This window comes from Curtobacterium sp. PhB146, assembly GCF_004342995.1.
In the GTDB taxonomy this organism is placed as follows: Bacteria; Actinomycetota; Actinomycetes; order Actinomycetales; family Microbacteriaceae; genus Curtobacterium.
In genome coordinates, this window is sequence record NZ_SMBN01000001.1 from 1496212 (window position 1) to 1512624 (window position 16413).

Below are 16413 nucleotides of genomic sequence, written 5' to 3' on the forward strand. Positions count from 1 at the left end.
AGTCGTCAGTCGTCGGCGAGGATCTGGTCCCGCACCTTCCGCCGCAGCACCTTGCCGATCATCGAGCGCGGCAGGTCCTCGACCACGACGACCCGACGCGGCACCTTGTACGCCGCCAGCTGGTCGCGCGCCCACACCCGCAGCGCCGCGGCGTCGAACGAGGACGGGTCCTTCGGCACGACGGCGGCGACGACCTGCTCGTTGCCGCCCTGCGTGATGCCGACGACCGCGACCTCCTTGACGCTCGGGTGCTTGAGCAGTGCGTCCTCGACCTCGGACGGCGACACGTTGAAGCCGCCCGTGATGATGAGCTCCTTCAGTCGGTCGACGATCCGGACGTAGCCGTCGGCGCCGATCGCCACGATGTCGCCGGTGCGGAACCAGCCGTCGGGGGTGAAGACCTCGTCCGTGGCCTCGGCCTTGCCCCAGTAGCCGCGGAACACCTGCGGCCCGCGGACCTGCAGTTCACCGGGCTCGTCGACGCCGAGCACCTTCGTGCTGTCGTCGGGGTCGACCACGCGGGCCTCGGTGGAGGACAACGGCAGCCCGATGGAGCCGAGGCGACGCTCCGGGGACACCGGGTTCGCCATCAGCACGGGGGAGCACTCGGACAGCCCGTAGCCCTCGACCAGGTACCCGCCGGTCCGGGCTTCCCACGGCTCGACGATGTCCTGCGACAGCGGCATGGCGCCCGAGATGCCGATCTCGATGCCCTCGAGCGAGACCTTCGCCGAGTCGGCGGCGTGCTGCAGTCGGGCGTAGATCGGCGGGACGGCCGGCAGGAACGTCGGCGGGTGCTTCTTGATCGCCGTGAGCACGAGCGCCGGGTCGAACGTCGGGAACAGCACGAGTCGCGAGGCCATGCTCATCGCGAAGGTCAGGCACAGCGTGAGGCCGTAGGCGTGGAACATCGGCAGCACCGCGTACACGACGTTGTCGCCGCGTCGGATCTGCGGGACCCAGGCGCGGGCCTGTGCGGCGTTGGCCAGCAGGTTCCGGTGCGTGAGGACCGCGCCCTTCGGCGTGCCGGTGGTGCCCGAGGTGTACTGGATCAGGGCGATGTCGTCCGTCGACGGGCGCGGGTGCCGCTTCGACAGCTTGCGGGTGTGGACCAGGTCGTCCCACTTCGTCGTGCCGCGCACCGCGGTGGTGAGCTTCGCGCGGGACTCGCGGGCCTTCGCCACCGGCAGGGCCAGGGCGAGCCGGGTGCTGCGGGGCATCGCGCGGGTCAGGTCGACCGACACGATCGCGTCGAGCTTCACGTCGGCAGGGAAGTCCTGCAGCGTCGCGACGGACTTGTCCCAGGCGATCGCGACCTTGGCGCCGTGGTCCTCGAACTGGTGGCGGAGCTCGCGCGGCGTGTACAGCGGGTTGTGCTCGACCACGATCGCGCCGAGGCGCAGGACCGCGTAGAACGCCACGATGTGCTGCGGGCAGTTCGGCAGCACGATCGCCACCCGGTCGCCGGCACCGACGCCGAGTTTGCGGAGACCGTTCGCCGCGCGGAGGATCTGCTCCTGCAGGTCGGCGTAGCTGGTCGTCCGCTTGAAGAACTCGAGCGCGACCCTGCCCGGGAACCGTCGCGCCGATTCCTCGACCAGGTCGATCAGGGAACCGTGCTGTTCCTCGATGTCGTGCGGGACCCCCGGGGCGTACGAGGCAAGCCAGGGACGAGGCGTGTCGATGCTCACGCGTCCCAACCTAGCGGGCCACCCCGGCGCCCGCTGGGAAGCATCGGCCGGCATCGGGCGGCATCGGGCGCCATCGGGGTGCACGAAGCCGAGCGCGCTCCCAGGGGACGGACGGACGATGACGCCATGCCCTCCGTCTCCGACGCCTTCCGCTCCCGCCTCAACGACACGTTCACCGGTGGGGCGACGAGCAAGCCGGAGTGGATCGACGAACTCGAGGACGGCACCGACGCCGGCTTCTTCGGCCCCGGTTCCGCGACGTGGGCGGTGCACGGCGGCAAGCAGACGATCGTCGCCGGGGTCCGCGCACTCCTCGTGCAGGCCCTGCACCCGGGAGCCCTCGCCGGCGTCGCCGACCACTCCCGCTACCGCGAGGACCCGTTCGGCCGACTGGCCGGCACCATCCGGTGGATCTACACGGTCTCGCACGGCGACACCGCGACCGCCCGTGGTGCGAGCGAGTGGGTGCTGCGCCTGCACGAGCGCGTTCGCGGCCAGTACGTCGACGGCCACGGCATCGCACGCGACTACGCGGCGAACGACCCCGACCTGGCGCGCTGGGTGCACCTCGCCTTCACCGACGCGTTCCTCCGCGCTGCGCAGCGCTGGGGCGGGCCGATCCCCGGCGGTGCCGACGCCTACGTCCGCGAGTGGGCCACCGCCGGCCGGCTCATGCGCGTCGAGGACGCCCCGGAGTCCGAGGCCGAGCTCCGCGCCCAGATGGACGGGTACCTCGACCGCGGCGAACTGGCCGTCACGGCCCGCACCCGCGACGTCGTCAAGTTCATCAAGAACCCGCCGCTCGCGCTGATGCTGCGGCCCGGCTACCGGGCGCTGTTCCAGGGCGCCGTCTCGACGCTCGACCCCCGCCACCGCTCGATGCTCGGCCTGCGGGCCCCCGCGATCGGGCCCGTCGAACTGCCCGTCGGCCGGGCGACCGGACTCGTGCTCGATGGGATCGGCGGCGTGCTCGGCAACCAGACGGGCACCGAGCGCGCTGCGCTCGTGCGCATCGCGCGCCTCGAGCGCGAGCGCGGCGCCGTCGCCTGAAACGTCCGCGTGTCACGTGTCGTGGACGTGACCGGAGACGGACGGGAGGCCCGTGGCCAGCTGGCCACGGGCCTCCCGTCCGCTTGTGGGTGCGTCAGAAACCGGACGGCACCCGGGGCGTGTACGCGGACTCGAGTCGCGTCACCTCGTCGTCGGTCAGCGTGATCGCGGCGGCCGCGACCGCGTCGTCGATGTGGTGCTCCTTCGTCGCACCGACGATCGGCGCGCTCACCGCGGGCTTGCCCGCGACCCAGGCGAGGGCGATCTGCGCCATGCTCACGCCGCGGTCACTCGCGATGGACTCGACGGCGCCGACGATCGCGCGGTTCGCGTCCTCGTCCTGGCGGTAGAGCGTCTTACCGAACTCGTCGGTGCTCGCGCGCGAACCGGAGCCCTCGGCGTCCCACGGCCGGGTGACCTTGCCGCGGGCGAGGGGGCTCCACGGGATCACGCCGACGCCGGTCGCGTGCGCGAAGGGGTGCATCTCGCGTTCTTCCTCGCGTTCGAGCAGGTTGTACTGGTCCTGCATGCTGACGAAGCGCGTCCAACCGTGCAGGTCGGCGACGTGCTGCATCTGCGCGAACTGCCACGTCCACATGCTGCTCGCGCCGAGGTAGCGGGCCTTGCCGGCCTTGACGACGTCGTGCAGGGCCTCCATCGTCTCCTCGATCGGGGTCACCGGGTCGAAGCGGTGGATCTGGTACAGGTCGACGTAGTCGGTGCCGAGTCGGGTCAGCGAGGCGTCGATCTCGTGCATGATCGCGGCGCGGGAGAGCCCGGCGCCGTTCCGACCGGGGCGCATCCGGTTGAACACCTTGGTGAGGACCTGGACGTCCTCACGCGGAGCGAGTTCCTTGAGGAGCGTGCCGGTGATCTCCTCGCTGGAGCCGTCGGAGTACACGTTCGCCGTGTCGAAGGTGGTGATGCCGGCGTCGAACGCGCGACGGACGAAGGGGCGGGCCTCGTCGATGCCGACGCTCCACGCGTGCGAGCCGCGGTCGGGGGCGCCGTAGGACATCATGCCGAGGACCACGGTGCTGATCTCGAGGCCGGAGGCGCCGAGGCGGGTGGTGTCGGTTGTCGCTGCAGTGCTCGGTGCTGCGTTGCTCGGCGCTGCGTTGGTCATGCGCTCACCTTGGCATCGCGGCCTGTGACGGCGAGCAGGCGGACCTGGAGTGGGGCGTCCTCGTCGACGTCGACCGGGGCGGCGTACAAGCCGGTGGCCGCGAGGTCCTCGATCTGCGGCTCGAAGTACTCCCACACCGCCTGCACGAGCTCGTCCGGCAGGGACTCGTCCGTACCGGTCGCCCGCGCCAGGTCCCACGTGTGGATGGTGATGTCGCTGGTCTGCTCGGTGAGGTACTGGCCGGCCGGAACGACGTCGGTGCTGAGGTGGACGGGGGTGTCCTGCGGGGCGTTCCGCCAGGCATCGGTCGCCGCGGTCGCGAAGCGCTGCCACTCGGACACGAGGTCGTCGCCGATGGACTCGAGGTCGGCCTCGGCCTGGGCGTAGTCGCACCCGGTGAGGAGCTTCGGGATCCAGCGCTGCTCGTCGACCACGTGGGTCACGAGGTCGCGGGTGGTCCACTCGGAGTCGGGGGTGGCGGCGTCCCAGTCCGTCACGGCGGCGACGCGGCGGCCGAACTCGGCTGCCGCGAGGGCCTGCATCGCGATCCAGTCGGTGGCCATGGTGGTGCTCCTGTTCGTCGGGCTGGCGTGCGGTGTTTCGTGCGGGTGGTGCGGGTGGTGCGTGTCGTGCGGGTGGTGCGTGTCGTGCGTGTCGTGCGTGTCGTGCGTGTGTCGTTGTAACTCGGGGGCCGGTGTGCGGATTCCCGGGCGTGCGGGCGTGCCCCTGTCCGCTGCCCAACGCTACGCCGAGGAGCCCGGCCGAGCGGGCGAAATGCCGCGGTCGTGCGCGTACCCACCGGACGTTTCCGCCCGTTCACGCCGGCGCGGGGTCGGTGCGCACTGCACCCGCTGACACCGGAGGGGCGTGCCAGCGCGTGGTCCCTGAGCGAGCGGGCGGAATGCCGGGGTCGAGTTCGAGATGAGGCCGGCATTTCGCCCGTTCGCCCGGTTGCGCTCGCATGGAGCACCCGCTCGCGAGCGGCGAGCGGCGGCGAGCGGCGAGCGGCGGGCGGCGGGCACGGACGCACCCCCGAAGCGCCGCGGGGACGACGAACGCCCCGGCTCCGTGGGGAGCCGGGGCGCGTGTCTCGGGTTCGGGTGGTGCTGTTCGGTGCCCTCAGTCAGGCAGCGAGTCCGAAGGGACTCAGGCCGCCTGGAGCACGAACTGGACGTCGAGGTTGATCGTCACGTCGTTGCCGAGGGTGAAGCCACCGGCCTCGAGCGCTGCGTTCCAGTTCACGCCGAACTCGGTGCGGTCGATCTTCGTGGTCGCCTCGGCGCCGAACTTGACCTGGCCGTAGCCGTCGGTCGTGAAGCCACCGAGCTCGGCCTTGAGGACGACGGGCTTGGTGACGCCGCGCAGGGTCAGGTCGCCAGCGATGTGCAGGTCGTCGCCCTTGGCCTCGATGCTCGTCGAGCGGAAGGTGAGCTGCGGGTGCTCCTCGGTGAGGAAGAAGTCGCTCGTCTTCAGGTGCTGGTCGCGCTGCTCCTGGCCGGTGTTGATCGACGCGACGTCGATGTTCGCCTCGACGGTCGACTCGAGGGGGTTCTCGGCGGTGACGACGGTGGCGTCGAACGTCTCGAACTTGCCCTTGACCTTGCTGATGGCGAGGTGGCGGACCGAGAAGGTGACCTCGGAGTGGGTGGGGTCGATCTTCCAGGTGCCGGTCTGGTAGCCGGGGATGGTCGTGGCGGTGAGCGTCATGGTGGTCCTTCTTCCGAACGAGAGTCTGTGGTGCGACGCGATCCATGCGCCTGCATCAACCTGATACTACGCCAGTGTGCACCCTTTTGGTTGAAGCGTCAACCATTGTTCACCGAAGCGTCGCGAAGCGGTGGTCGTGCGGTGCGCTGAGCCCGGCCTGCAGGAGGCGTCTCACACGCTGTACGAATCGATCGACACCTCGGCCGACGTCGTCCGCCGTGGCCCGGACCAACCACCAGTCCACGTCCTTCAAGTGCTCACCGCGGGTGAGGTCCTTCCGGAAGGTGGCCGGGTCGGTGCGGTGGAGATCGCTCTCGTACTCGATCGCCACCCGTGCTGCGGGGTAGGCGAGGTCCACGCACGCGATCCACCTGCCGTCCACGATCACGTCGTGGTTCAGGGCGGGTTCCGGGAGTCCCTGGCGGACGAGGGTCAGCCGTGCCCTGGTCTCACCCGGGGAACGAGAACCCGGCCTGATCTCGGCGAGAGCGTGGCGCAGCTTCACGACGCCCCGGAGCCCGCGCCGCCGGCCGACTGCCAGGAGCAGCTCGTCGAGGGTCGCCCATCCGAGCCACCCGACGAGGGCGTCACCCGCGATGATCAGTTCGTCGAGCGTCAACATCGTGCTCAGCGCGACGAACGTGTCCGCTGGCGTCGTCAGACGCACACCTCGGCAGGTGGTCGCACGGACCCTGCCGAGGTGGGCGCGGTGTCCGACGGCGCCGCGGACGCGAAGCGCCTGATCGACCCCGATCGTCGTGACGTGGAGCCGCGGCGAGCCCTCGAGCCGGCGGGGGAGCGGGATGCCGAGGATCGCGGCGGCCGTGACGTGGCTGAACACCTGGTCGGGGCGCAGCCGGGGAGCCAGTGCGCGGGCGCGTTCGTCGACGGTTCGCGGTGGAACCGCGGATCGGGTGCCGTGGAACGGGCGGACGAGGTCACGTGCCTCGAGGCGGCCGCGGGACACCCCTCGATGCAGTGCGTCACGGACGCGGAACGAGGCGTCCCGCAGCGCCAACGGGAGTCGGCGTCTGGCGGTCATCTCCACATCGTGGAGCCGAGCGGGCGCGACGGTGGCGAGTCGTGCCTCCAGTGTGGACGGCCCGCGATCCTGGCGCCCCTGTGGAGGAATCGCGCCGCGGTCGAGCGGGCGAAACACCGGGGTCCGGCTGCGTGGCGACCGCGGCATTTCGCCCGCTCGCGGGGGCGCCCGCCGGCGCGGACCGCAGCGCTGCCCGCCCGGCTGGTCCGCGCAGCGGTCGGGACCGCGGCGACGGCGTCAGCCCGCCCATCGCGGCGAGGCTCCCGCGGTCGCGACATCGTCGACGGCGCGAACGGGCGTATTGCCAGGGTGTCGCCGTCGGGCACGCCGGCATTTCGCCCGCTCGCGGGACGGGATCCACCCTCGCGAGATCCGCGCTCGCGGCGGCCGACCGCACCGCACGCCCACCCACCCCCGCCCCACCCCGCGGCGGGCGGCAGGCACTCGCGGGGCCCCTCACGTGTCGGCGGGGTCCAGTAGCGTCGGGAACATGGAATTCAGGTACCTGGGCAACTCCGGACTCAAGATCTCCGAGATCACCTACGGCAACTGGCTGACGCACGGCTCGCAGGTCGAGAACGACGTCGCCTCCCAGTGCGTGCGGGCAGCGCTCGACGCCGGCATCACCACGTTCGACACCGCGGACACGTACGCCAACACCGCCGCCGAGACCGTCCTCGGCGAAGCACTCAAGGGCGAGCGGCGAGCGGGGCTCGAGGTCTTCACGAAGGTCTACTGGCCCACCGGCCCCAAGCAGCACAACGACGTCGGACTCTCCCGCAAGCACATCCTCGAGTCGATCAACGGCTCGCTGACGCGCCTGCAGACCGACTACGTCGACCTCTACCAGGCGCACCGCTACGACCACGAGACCCCGCTCGAAGAGACCATGCAGGCCTTCGCGGACGTCGTCCGCCAGGGCAAGGCGCTCTACATCGGCGTCAGCGAGTGGAACGCCGAGCAGATCCGCGCCGGCGCCGCGCTCGCGAAGGAGCTCGGCTTCCAGCTCATCTCGAACCAGCCGCAGTACTCGATGCTGTGGCGGGTCATCGAGGGCGAGGTCGTCCCCGCCTCGAAGCAGCTCGGCCTGTCGCAGATCGTCTGGTCGCCCATCGCGCAGGGCGTGCTGACCGGCAAGTACAAGCCGGGTCAGCCGCTGCCCGAGGGCTCACGCGCCACGGACGAGAAGGGCGGCGCCGACATGATCAAGCGGTTCATGCGCGACGAGGTCCTCGAGGCCGTGCAGCGCCTGCAGCCCGTCGCCGACCAGGCCGGCCTCACCCTCGCGCAGCTCGCGATCGCGTGGACGCTGCAGAACGACAACGTCGCCAGCGCAATCGTCGGTGCCTCGCGTCCGGAGCAGGTCACGGACAACGTCAAGGCAGCGGGCGTCACGCTCGACGCCGACGCGCTCGCCGCCATCGACGAGGCGCTGGGTGACCTCCCGGAGCGCGACGCGGCCAAGACCGTGTCCCCGGCGCAGCGTCCCGCCTGAGACGCGACCCACCATCGGACGGGAGGCCCGTGGCGACGCCGCCACGGGCCTCCCGTCCGCTTTTCGGTCGGCCGCACAGCCCTGTCGGCCTGCACAGCCCTGTCGGCCTGCACAGACCGGTCCGGTCTGCACAGACCGGCCGTCCGTACCCCGGATGAACAGCACGTGTCGTGGAACTGGCAGACACCTGGGTAAGCCCGTACCCCACCCAAACCGCAGTCGCGTTACCCCCGAATCGGGGGCATGACCCGAACTGATACCCCCGTTCTGGTGTCACCCGACACCGGTACGGTGCCGACCGTGCGACCCGGCACGGTCTCGCGCCTGCTCGCCACCGCGAGGCAACTCGCGTCGTTCGGCACGATCGGTGCCGTCTGCTTCGTCATCGACCTGGGCATCTACAACCTGCTGCGCGCCACCGTCATGCCCGACGGTCCCATCGCCGCGAAGATCGTGTCGGCCGTCGTGGCGACCGCCGTGGCGTGGATCGGCAACCGCTTCATCACGTTCCGCGCCGAGCGCCAGACCGGCCGCCGCGAGACCGTGCGCGAGGGGCTGCTCTTCGCTGCCACGAACCTGATCGGGCTCGGCATCGCCGCGGCCTGCCTGTTCGTCTCGCACTACGTCCTCGGGTTCACCTCGACCTTCGCCGACAACGTCGCCGGCAACGGCGTCGGCCTCGTGCTCGGAACCGCCTTCCGGTTCGCCGCGTACAAGGCCCTCGTCTTCCGTTCCACCGATGCTCGTCGCACGAAGGGGCTCGCCGCATGACCATCTCCGCCACGCTGCTGACGGCCGCAGGGCCGCTGCTCCAGCCGAACGAGGGGACCGCTCCGTCGAGCGTCCCGAACCGAGGGACCACCGACGTCCCGACCGGAGGCTCCGGTGCCGCCCAGCAGGCCGCGTGGTCGCTGGGTGAGTGGATCGGCTACTCCGCGCTCATCGCGATCTCCGTGCTGCTCACGATCGTCGCGCTGACGACGCTCTGGTGGATGCTGCACGCATGGCGCTCGCGGGATGCGCTGAAGTCGACGAGCTTCAGCCAGACCCCGCGCCCGGCCGCGCACCGCTTCACCCTGCTGGTGCCAGGGCGGCACGAGCAGGAGGTCATGGGCCAGACGCTCGACATGCTCGCGAAGCAGGACCACCCCGACTTCGAGATCATTGCGATCGTCGGCGAGGACGACCCGGAGACGGACGCCGTCGTGCGCGCCGCCGCAGCCCGCCACCCCGAGCTGATCCGGGTGGTCGTCGACGACACCCTGCCGAAGAACAAGCCGAAGGCGATGAACCTGGCGCTGCAGTACGCGACCGGTGACGTCGTCGGCGTGTTCGACGCCGAGGACGAGGTCTACCCGCACCTGCTCACGCTGGTGGACTCGCGGTTCCAGGAGACCGGCGCCGACGTCGTGCAGGGCGGCGTGCAGCTGATGAACTTCAAGTCCAGCTGGTGGTCGCTCCGGAACGTCCTGGAGTACTACTTCTGGTTCCGCTCGCGCCTGCACTTCCACGCCGGCTCGAAGTTCATCCCGCTCGGCGGCAACACCGTCTTCGTGACGAAGGAACGCCTCGACTGGTCGAACGGCTGGGACGCGCACTGCCTCGCCGAGGACTGCGAGCTCGGCGTCCGGCTGTCCGCCGACGGCGCGAAGGTCGTCGTCGCGTACAGCCCCGAGGCCGTCACCCGCGAGGAGACCCCGCCGACCTTCGCCTCGCTGCTCAAGCAGCGGACGCGCTGGAACCAGGGCTTCCTGCAGGTGCTCGGCAAGGGGGAGTGGAAGAAGCTCCCGTCGTTCCGTCAGCGCTTCTTCGCCCGGTACATGCTGACCATGCCGTTCATCCAGGCGGCCACCGGTCTGCTCATCCCGCTCAGCGTCCTGATGATCCTGTTCGTCAAGGTGCCGACGGCGATCGCCCTGGTGTCGTTCATCCCGGTGGCACCGACGCTCATGCTGCTGGCCGTCGAGGTCGTCGGCCTCAACGAGTTCGGTCGCATCTACAAGGAGAAGGTCCGGTTCCGCGACTACGTGAAGCTCGTGCTCGGTCTCGTGCCGTACCAGGTCTTCCTCGCCGCAGCAGCCGTCCGAGCCGTCGTCCGCCACGCCAAGGGGCAGAACGGCTGGGAGAAGACGGAGCACACGGGTCAGCACCGGAACGCCGAGCAGCCCGCCGAGGTCGTCGGCTTCGCGTCGGAGTTGACCGGGTCCGGGTCCGCGGGCGCGACACCTTCGTCGTCGTCGTCTTCGTCTTCGTCTTCGTCTTCGTCTTCCGAGCGTGAGCTCGCCGGCACGACCACAGGAGGGACCCGATGACCGCCAGCATCACCAACACCACCGGCATCCCGATCCGCGGTGCCGTCGCGGGGAACCACACCGGCATCGGCGCCTGGTTCCGCCGGCACGCCGCGAGCCTGACGTGGCTGCTGCCCGTCGTTGCCGTCACCGTCATCGTGCAGGCCTGGAACATGTCCGGCACCCCGCAGCGGATCGACGACGAGGGCACGTACACGGCGCAGGCCTGGGCGATCATGCACCTCGGCGAGATCACGCACTACACGTACTGGTACGACCACCCGCCACTCGGCTGGATCCAGATCGCCGGCTACACCGGTCTGACCGGGGCGTTCGCGCGCTACCCGTTCGCCGTCGAGGCCGGCCGCGAGGCGATGGTCTTCTTCTCCGCCGTCTCGAGCATCCTGCTGTTCGTCCTCGCCCGCCGCCTCGGTGCCGGCCGGATCACCGCTGCCGCAGCCGGACTCGTCTTCGCGCTGTCGCCGCTCGCCCTGCAGTACCACCGCACGGTCTACATCGACAACGTCGCGACGCCGTGGTTGCTCGCCGCGTTCGTCCTCGTCCTGAGCCGTCGCCAGCAGCTCGCCGGGTTCGCCGGCGCCGCTGCGTGCCTCGGCATCGCGGTGCTCTCCAAGGAGACGTACCTGCTCGCCCTGCCGTTCCTCATCTGGATGGCGATCCGTCGCGCCGACAAGAGCACCCGCCGGTACACGCTGAGCGTCGCCGGCGCCGTCCTCGTCATCATCGGCGGCGGGTACCTGCTGCTCGCCGCGGTCAAGGGCGAGCTGCTGCCGAGCAGTGGTCGGGTCAGCCTGTTCGAGGGCATCACCTACCAGCTCGGCTCGCGCTCGGCATCGGGTTCGCTGTTCGACCCGGGCAGCCTGGCCAACGCCGCCGCGTCGCAGTGGTGGGCGCTCGACCCGGTGTTCATCGTGCTCGGCTCGGCCGCCGCGGTCGTCGGGCTCTTCATGCGACGGGTCCGTCCGATCGCCGCGATGCTCGTCTTCCTGCTCGCGATGATGTTCCGCCCGAACGGGTACCTGCCGGTGCCGTACGTCATCATGCTCATCCCCTTCGCCGCCCTGCTGGTCGCCTACACGGCCGAGCGTGCCGTCCTGGCGATCGCCGGTCGGGTCCGCACCCGTACCCGCCTCGGCGCCGGGACCCGTCGTGGTCTCGGCATCACCTGGGCCGTCACCACCGCTGTCGCGCTCGTCGTGGCGGTGCCGCTCTGGGGAACACAGCTGCGCGGCTTCGTCCTGGGCAACCTCGACCTGCCGATGCAGCAGGCTGAGCAGTGGGTCGGGGACAACGTCTCGAAGTCCTCCCGACTGCTGGTGGACGACGCCATGTGGGTCGACCTCGTCGAGGACGGCTTCGCCCGGAACAACGTGGTCTGGTACTACAAGCTCGACACCGACGGAGCCGTGGAGCGCCAGTCGCCCAACGGGTGGAAGGACTCGGACTACGTCATCACGACGGACTCCATGCGGACCGGCGGCAACTCGTCGTCCGACATCCGCCAGGCGATCGAGAACTCGACGGCCGTCGCGACCTTCGGGTCCGGTGACCAGCAGGTCGAGGTCCGACGCATCCACGCCGAGGGATCGACGGCCGCACAGACCGCGATCACCCGGGCCAGCGACCTGCGGAAGACCATGGGCACCGAGCTGGCGTCGAACCCGGCGCTCCGGGCCGACGACGGCACGAAGTCGCAGTTCCGTGCGGGTCAGGTCGACTCGCGAGCGATGATCGCGCTCGGCCAGGTGCTCGCCGACCAGGACGTCCGCGTCGACCGGTTCACCCCGCTCACGGGCGAGACCGGGCAGCCGTTCCGCACCGCCGTCCTGCACACGAGCGACGCTGCCTCGGCGGAGCGCGTGGCCGCCACCCTCGAGGCGATGCCCGATTCGTTCCGGCCGGCGTCGGTCGAGCGTGAGGGTGAACGCCTCACCGTCACCTACACCCCGGCGGACCCGACCACGACCGCGACGAGCGCCTCGTGACCCGCCGCCCCGCCGCCCCGTCCGCCGCCCGCATCGCCGAGCGGGCGAAACACCCGGGTGCTCCGTCCGCCGACCCCGGCATTTCGCCCGCTCGCGGGGACGCTCGCATCCACGGCCCCGGGGCGGCCCGCAGCACCACCGCACACAACTCGACCAGCACCACGACCCGAAGGAGCACGACCATGACCGCACACACCCAGCGACGCCGCACCGTCGTCGTCGGCGCACTCGCAGCGACCCTCGTCGCCGCGACCGTCGGACTCGCAGCACCCCAGACCGCCTCCGCCGCCACCGCCGACGAGGGCTGGCTCCGCGTCGGCCACCTCTCGCCCGACACCAAGGGCGTCGACGTCGAACTGTCCAGCCTGTCCGGCGGCAAGACGATCTTCGAGCTCGACGACGTCACGTACGGCCAGGTCAGCAAGTACCAGGAGCTCCCGGTCGGCACCTACGTGCTGTCGATGCGGGCCTCGGACGCCCCGGACTCCACGCCGGTGATCTCCACCGACGTCAAGGTCGACAAGGGCGACGCGAGCACGGTCGTCGCGTACGGCAAGAACACCGACCTCAAGACGACGGCGTTCACCGACGACCTGCAGCAGCCCGGCGACGGCAAGGCGAAGCTCCGGCTGGTCCAGGCCGCCACCACGGCGAAGCAGGTCGACGTGAGCACCTCCGAGGGCACCGCCATCGCCGAGGGCGCGAAGTTCGGCACCGCCACCAAGTACGCCACCGTCGACTCCGGCAAGTGGACGCTCGACGTCTCCGGCAGCGGCCAGCAGGGCACCGCCAGTGTCGACCTCGCGGGCAACACGGTCTCCACCCTGTTCGTCCTCGACGACAGCAAGGGCGACCTGACGGTCGTGCCGGTCACGGACGCCGCAGCCACCGCCGCGACGCCGACCGGCGGCGTGCAGACGGGTGGCGGCGGCGCAGCCGCCGACCGACCGATGACGGAGGCCGTCCACACGGCCATCGCAGCGCTCCGCTCGCTGTACCGCTGACGCCCTGGCCGGGAGGCACGGATCACGTGCGCCGACACGCTCACGTGATCCGGCCCTCCCGTCCAGATCCATCGTCACCATCCACGGAAAGGCAGGCCAGCATGACCCGCAGGACCTGGATACCCGTCACCGCCGCAGCGGCGGTGGTCGTCGCCGTCGGCGTCGCGCTCATCGCGGTTCGCCCGTGGGGGCAGGACACCGAGGCCTCGAGCGGCTCGGTCGCCACCCCGACCTCGACCAGCGCGCCCGACGCGGCACGCTCCCCGAAGGAGCTCCGCACGGAGTTCCTCGACCGGTACGTGCAGGACGGCCGCGTCGTCCGCACCGACCAGGGCGACGACACCGTCAGCGAGGGACAGGCCTACGGGCTGCTCATCGCCTTCGCGAACGGCGACCGCGACCGGTTCGACGACATCTGGAAGTGGACGAAGACGCACATGCTGACCGACGACGACCTGCTCGCCTGGCGTTGGACGCCCGACGACGGTGTCGCCGACGAGCAGCCGGCCAGTGACGCCGACCTCGACGCCGCGCGGGCCCTGGTGCTCGCTGGCGACGCGTGGGGCGAGGACCGTTACACGGCAGCCGGCAAGCGCATCGCCTCGGCGATCCTGGAACACGAGACCGCGACCACGGAACTCGGCACGATCCTGCTGCCCGGGCCGTGGGCGGACTCCGAGCCGTACCGGTACAACGCCTCGTACGCGTCGCCGGCAGCCTTCGCGGTGCTGGCGAAGGCAACGGGCGACGACCGCTGGACCGCGCTGAACCGTGGATCGCGCGCCGCGACCGCGGCAGTGCTCGACGAGTCGCAGCTGCCGAGCGACTGGTCGCAGGTGCACGCCGACGGCACCGTCGACCCGATGCCCGCCACCGGTGGGGACCAGCGCGTGCTGTACGGGTACGACGCGATGCGGACGCCCGTCCGCTACGCCGAGGCCTGCTCCGCCGACGACCGCGCCCTCGCCGGGGCGCTCGCCCCGACCCTGCGTCGGACGACGCAGCTCGCGGCGCAGCTCGACCTGGGCGGCACCGCCGTGACCGGGGACACGAACGCCCTGGCGTACACCGCCCGGGCCGCTGCCGAGTACGCGGCCGGTTCCTCCGGTGCGGCTGCCGACGACCTGGAGCGGGCCGACCGGACGGCTGCCACCACGCCGACGTACTACGGGGACGCCTGGGCCGCCCTCGGTTCGACCATGCTCACCTCGGACGTGCTCGGCGGCTGCGCGACGACGGCCGGAGGCGCATCGTGACCGGCCGACGGTCCGCCGGGCGTGGTTCGGTGTTCGGACGTCGTGGCGTGGTGATCGGGGTCGTGCTGGCCGCGGTCGTCGTGGGCGGCGGCGTCACCGGTGTGGCGCTCGCGTCGACCGTCGGCAGCGACGGGTCGGACGGTCGGGCCGGTGCGGCGCCGTCGAGTTCGGCGTCGGCGTCGGCTTCGGCTTCTGCTTCTGCTTCTGCAGGGTCGGGCATCGAGGGGTTCCAGGACCCGGCCGTACCCGCTGCCCGATCCGCGGCGACCCCCGTCAGCGTCTCGATCCCCGCGATCGGCGTGCAGTCGAACCTCGAGGACCTGCACCGCGGCACGGCCGGCGAACTCGACCCGCCCGTCGACTGGGACAGCGCCGGGTGGTTCAGCGACGGCATCGTCCCCGGTGAGGTCGGCCCGGCAGTCATCGCCGGCCACGTCGACAGCCCGACGAGCGCCGCGGTGTTCTTCCGGCTCGACGAACTGGTCGCCGGCGACGAGATCCACGTCGCGATGTCCGACGGCAGCACCCGCACCTTCACCGTCGACCGCTCGGAACGCGCCGCCAAGTCCGCGTTCCCGACGAGCGACGTCTACGGCACCACCCCGACCCCCCAGCTCCGACTGATCACCTGCGACGGCGTGTTCGACACCGCCACCGGGCACTACACGGACAATCTGATCGTGTTCGCAGACCTCTCGTCGGACTGACCCAAACACCGACCGATACATTCGATGTGGAGCACGAGGAGCACCATGAGCGAGACCCTGGTCATCATCCCGACCTACGACGAGGCGGAGAACGTCCGTCCCATCGTCGAGCGCACGCTCGCCGCCACCGACGAGAACGTCCACGTGCTGGTCGTCGACGACAACTCGCCGGACGGCACCGGTGACATCGCCGATGCCATCGCCCGTGAGACCGACCGCGTGCACGTCATGCACCGCACGGTGAAGGACGGCCTCGGCGGCGCGTACCTGTCCGGGTTCGCCTGGGGCCTCGAGCACGGCTACGCCAAGCTCGTCGAGATGGACGCCGACGGCTCGCACCACCCCGAGTACCTGCCGTGGATGCTCGAGCTCGCGGACACGAACGACCTCGTGCTCGGGTCCCGCTGGATCAAGGGCGGCAAGGTCGAGAACTGGCCCTGGTACCGCGAACTGCTCTCCCGTGGCGGCAACCTCTACACGCGCCTGGCCCTCGGCATCGCCGTCCGCGACGCCACCGGCGGGTTCCGGGTCTTCACCTCGCGGGCGTTCGAGCGGATCGACCTGGCCGGCGTCGCGTCGAAGGGCTACTGCTTCCAGGTCGACCTGTGCTGGCGTGCCCTCGAGGCCGGTCTGCGCGTCGTCGAGACCCCGATCACGTTCACCGAGCGGGAGTTCGGCGTCTCGAAGATGAGCGGCAACATCGTGCGCGAGAGCCTGGCCCTCGTGACGAAGTGGGGCATCGACCGCCGCATCCGCGAGACCCGTTCCCTGGTCAAGGACCACCGGAAGCTGCCGTCCGTGCGCACCAACGCGCACGCCGTGGCCGACCACGCAGCCTGATCCGCTGGGTCGGGGTCGGGGTCGGCGCTCGGGGTCGGCGGTCGGCCCGCGGCGTCGGTACCGCGAAAGCGACAGTGTCCCGCGAACTGTTCGCGGGACACTGTCGCTTTCGCGGATCGGCCGCCCGTGGGCAAGCCCGGGCCCGCCCGTGGGCAAGCCCGGGCCCGCCCGTGGGCAAGCCCGGCCCGCCCGGACGGC

At 71.0% G+C, this 16413-nt stretch carries 14 protein-coding genes; 9 read left to right on the forward strand and 5 right to left on the reverse strand.

The annotated features are described in order from the left end of the window. Window positions 1-5 precede the first annotated feature (5 nt). On the reverse strand, window positions 6-1691 hold the full coding sequence (locus tag EDF33_RS07235) for a long-chain-fatty-acid--CoA ligase (protein ID WP_131878429.1): 1686 nt from the start codon (window positions 1689-1691) through the stop codon (window positions 6-8). 126 nt (window positions 1692-1817) lie between these two features. On the opposite strand from EDF33_RS07235, the gene EDF33_RS07240 reads away from it, so the two are divergent. Beyond that, window positions 1818-2741, forward strand: coding sequence for an oxygenase MpaB family protein (locus EDF33_RS07240; protein ID WP_131878431.1), 924 nt, complete (start codon window positions 1818-1820; stop codon window positions 2739-2741). Between the two features lie 94 nt (window positions 2742-2835). On the opposite strand, the gene EDF33_RS07245 is transcribed toward EDF33_RS07240, so the two are convergent. The 4 genes from EDF33_RS07245 to EDF33_RS07265 form a co-directional block, all read right to left on the reverse strand. After that, entirely contained in the window at window positions 2836-3867 is a 1032-nt protein-coding gene (locus EDF33_RS07245) for an aldo/keto reductase (protein ID WP_131878433.1), read from the reverse strand. After that, a complete protein-coding gene (locus EDF33_RS07250; RefSeq protein WP_111086825.1) occupies window positions 3864-4430 on the reverse strand; it encodes a TIGR03086 family metal-binding protein in 567 nt (188 codons plus the stop codon). The genes EDF33_RS07245 and EDF33_RS07250 overlap by 4 nt, the downstream gene beginning before the upstream one ends. A 583-nt stretch (window positions 4431-5013) precedes the next feature. Beyond that, window positions 5014-5574, reverse strand: coding sequence for a YceI family protein (locus EDF33_RS07260; protein WP_111086826.1), 561 nt, complete (start codon window positions 5572-5574; stop codon window positions 5014-5016). Between the two features lie 109 nt (window positions 5575-5683). After that, a complete protein-coding gene (locus tag EDF33_RS07265) occupies window positions 5684-6616 on the reverse strand; it encodes a hypothetical protein (protein ID WP_131878437.1) in 933 nt (310 codons plus the stop codon). A gap of 490 nt (window positions 6617-7106) precedes the next feature. On the opposite strand from EDF33_RS07265, the gene EDF33_RS07270 reads away from it, so the two are divergent. The 8 genes from EDF33_RS07270 (at window position 7107) to EDF33_RS07305 (ending at window position 16215) form a co-directional block, all read left to right on the forward strand. Further along, entirely contained in the window at window positions 7107-8111 is a 1005-nt protein-coding gene (locus EDF33_RS07270) for an aldo/keto reductase family protein (RefSeq protein WP_131845390.1), read from the forward strand. A gap of 300 nt (window positions 8112-8411) precedes the next feature. After that, window positions 8412-8882, forward strand: coding sequence for a GtrA family protein (locus tag EDF33_RS07275; protein ID WP_243649870.1), 471 nt, complete (start codon window positions 8412-8414; stop codon window positions 8880-8882). After that, a complete protein-coding gene (locus tag EDF33_RS07280; protein WP_207906640.1) occupies window positions 8879-10423 on the forward strand; it encodes a glycosyltransferase family 2 protein in 1545 nt (514 codons plus the stop codon). The genes EDF33_RS07275 and EDF33_RS07280 overlap by 4 nt, the downstream gene beginning before the upstream one ends. Next, window positions 10420-12408, forward strand: coding sequence for a glycosyltransferase family 39 protein (locus tag EDF33_RS07285; protein WP_132099623.1), 1989 nt, complete (start codon window positions 10420-10422; stop codon window positions 12406-12408). The genes EDF33_RS07280 and EDF33_RS07285 overlap by 4 nt, the downstream gene beginning before the upstream one ends. A gap of 182 nt (window positions 12409-12590) precedes the next feature. Then, on the forward strand, window positions 12591-13412 hold the full coding sequence (locus tag EDF33_RS07290; protein ID WP_123294030.1) for a DUF4397 domain-containing protein: 822 nt from the start codon (window positions 12591-12593) through the stop codon (window positions 13410-13412). 101 nt (window positions 13413-13513) lie between these two features. Continuing rightward, the gene (locus EDF33_RS07295) at window positions 13514-14668 is read left to right on the forward strand and encodes a glycosyl hydrolase family 8 (protein WP_132099624.1); all 1155 of its coding nucleotides are present in this window, start codon (window positions 13514-13516) and stop codon (window positions 14666-14668) included. Beyond that, window positions 14665-15375, forward strand: coding sequence for a class F sortase (locus tag EDF33_RS07300; protein ID WP_165918735.1), 711 nt, complete (start codon window positions 14665-14667; stop codon window positions 15373-15375). Before EDF33_RS07295 ends, EDF33_RS07300 begins: the two co-directional genes overlap by 4 nt. Before the next feature lie 45 nt (window positions 15376-15420). Beyond that, complete coding sequence (locus EDF33_RS07305) at window positions 15421-16215, forward strand: polyprenol monophosphomannose synthase (protein ID WP_123294027.1); 795 nt, start codon at window positions 15421-15423, stop codon at window positions 16213-16215. Window positions 16216-16413 lie beyond the last annotated feature (198 nt).

Excerpts from the sequence above, each read along its gene's own strand:
- EDF33_RS07290 (WP_123294030.1), top strand. The coding sequence starts at position 12,591 with ATGACCGCACACACCCAGCGACGCCGCACCGTCGTCGTCGGCGCACTC.
- EDF33_RS07305 (WP_123294027.1), top strand. The coding sequence starts at position 15,421 with ATGAGCGAGACCCTGGTCATCATCCCGACCTACGACGAGGCGGAGAAC.
- EDF33_RS07240 (WP_131878431.1), top strand. The coding sequence starts at position 1,818 with ATGCCCTCCGTCTCCGACGCCTTCCGCTCCCGCCTCAACGACACGTTC.
- EDF33_RS07280 (WP_207906640.1), top strand. The coding sequence starts at position 8,879 with ATGACCATCTCCGCCACGCTGCTGACGGCCGCAGGGCCGCTGCTCCAG.
- EDF33_RS07285 (WP_132099623.1), top strand. The coding sequence starts at position 10,420 with ATGACCGCCAGCATCACCAACACCACCGGCATCCCGATCCGCGGTGCC.
- EDF33_RS07295 (WP_132099624.1), top strand. The coding sequence starts at position 13,514 with ATGACCCGCAGGACCTGGATACCCGTCACCGCCGCAGCGGCGGTGGTC.
- EDF33_RS07250 (WP_111086825.1), bottom strand. The coding sequence starts at position 4,430 with ATGGCCACCGACTGGATCGCGATGCAGGCCCTCGCGGCAGCCGAGTTC.
- EDF33_RS07245 (WP_131878433.1), bottom strand. The coding sequence starts at position 3,867 with ATGACCAACGCAGCGCCGAGCAACGCAGCACCGAGCACTGCAGCGACA.
- EDF33_RS07260 (WP_111086826.1), bottom strand. The coding sequence starts at position 5,574 with ATGACGCTCACCGCCACGACCATCCCCGGCTACCAGACCGGCACCTGG.
- EDF33_RS07265 (WP_131878437.1), bottom strand. The coding sequence starts at position 6,616 with ATGACCGCCAGACGCCGACTCCCGTTGGCGCTGCGGGACGCCTCGTTC.
- EDF33_RS07270 (WP_131845390.1), top strand. The coding sequence starts at position 7,107 with ATGGAATTCAGGTACCTGGGCAACTCCGGACTCAAGATCTCCGAGATC.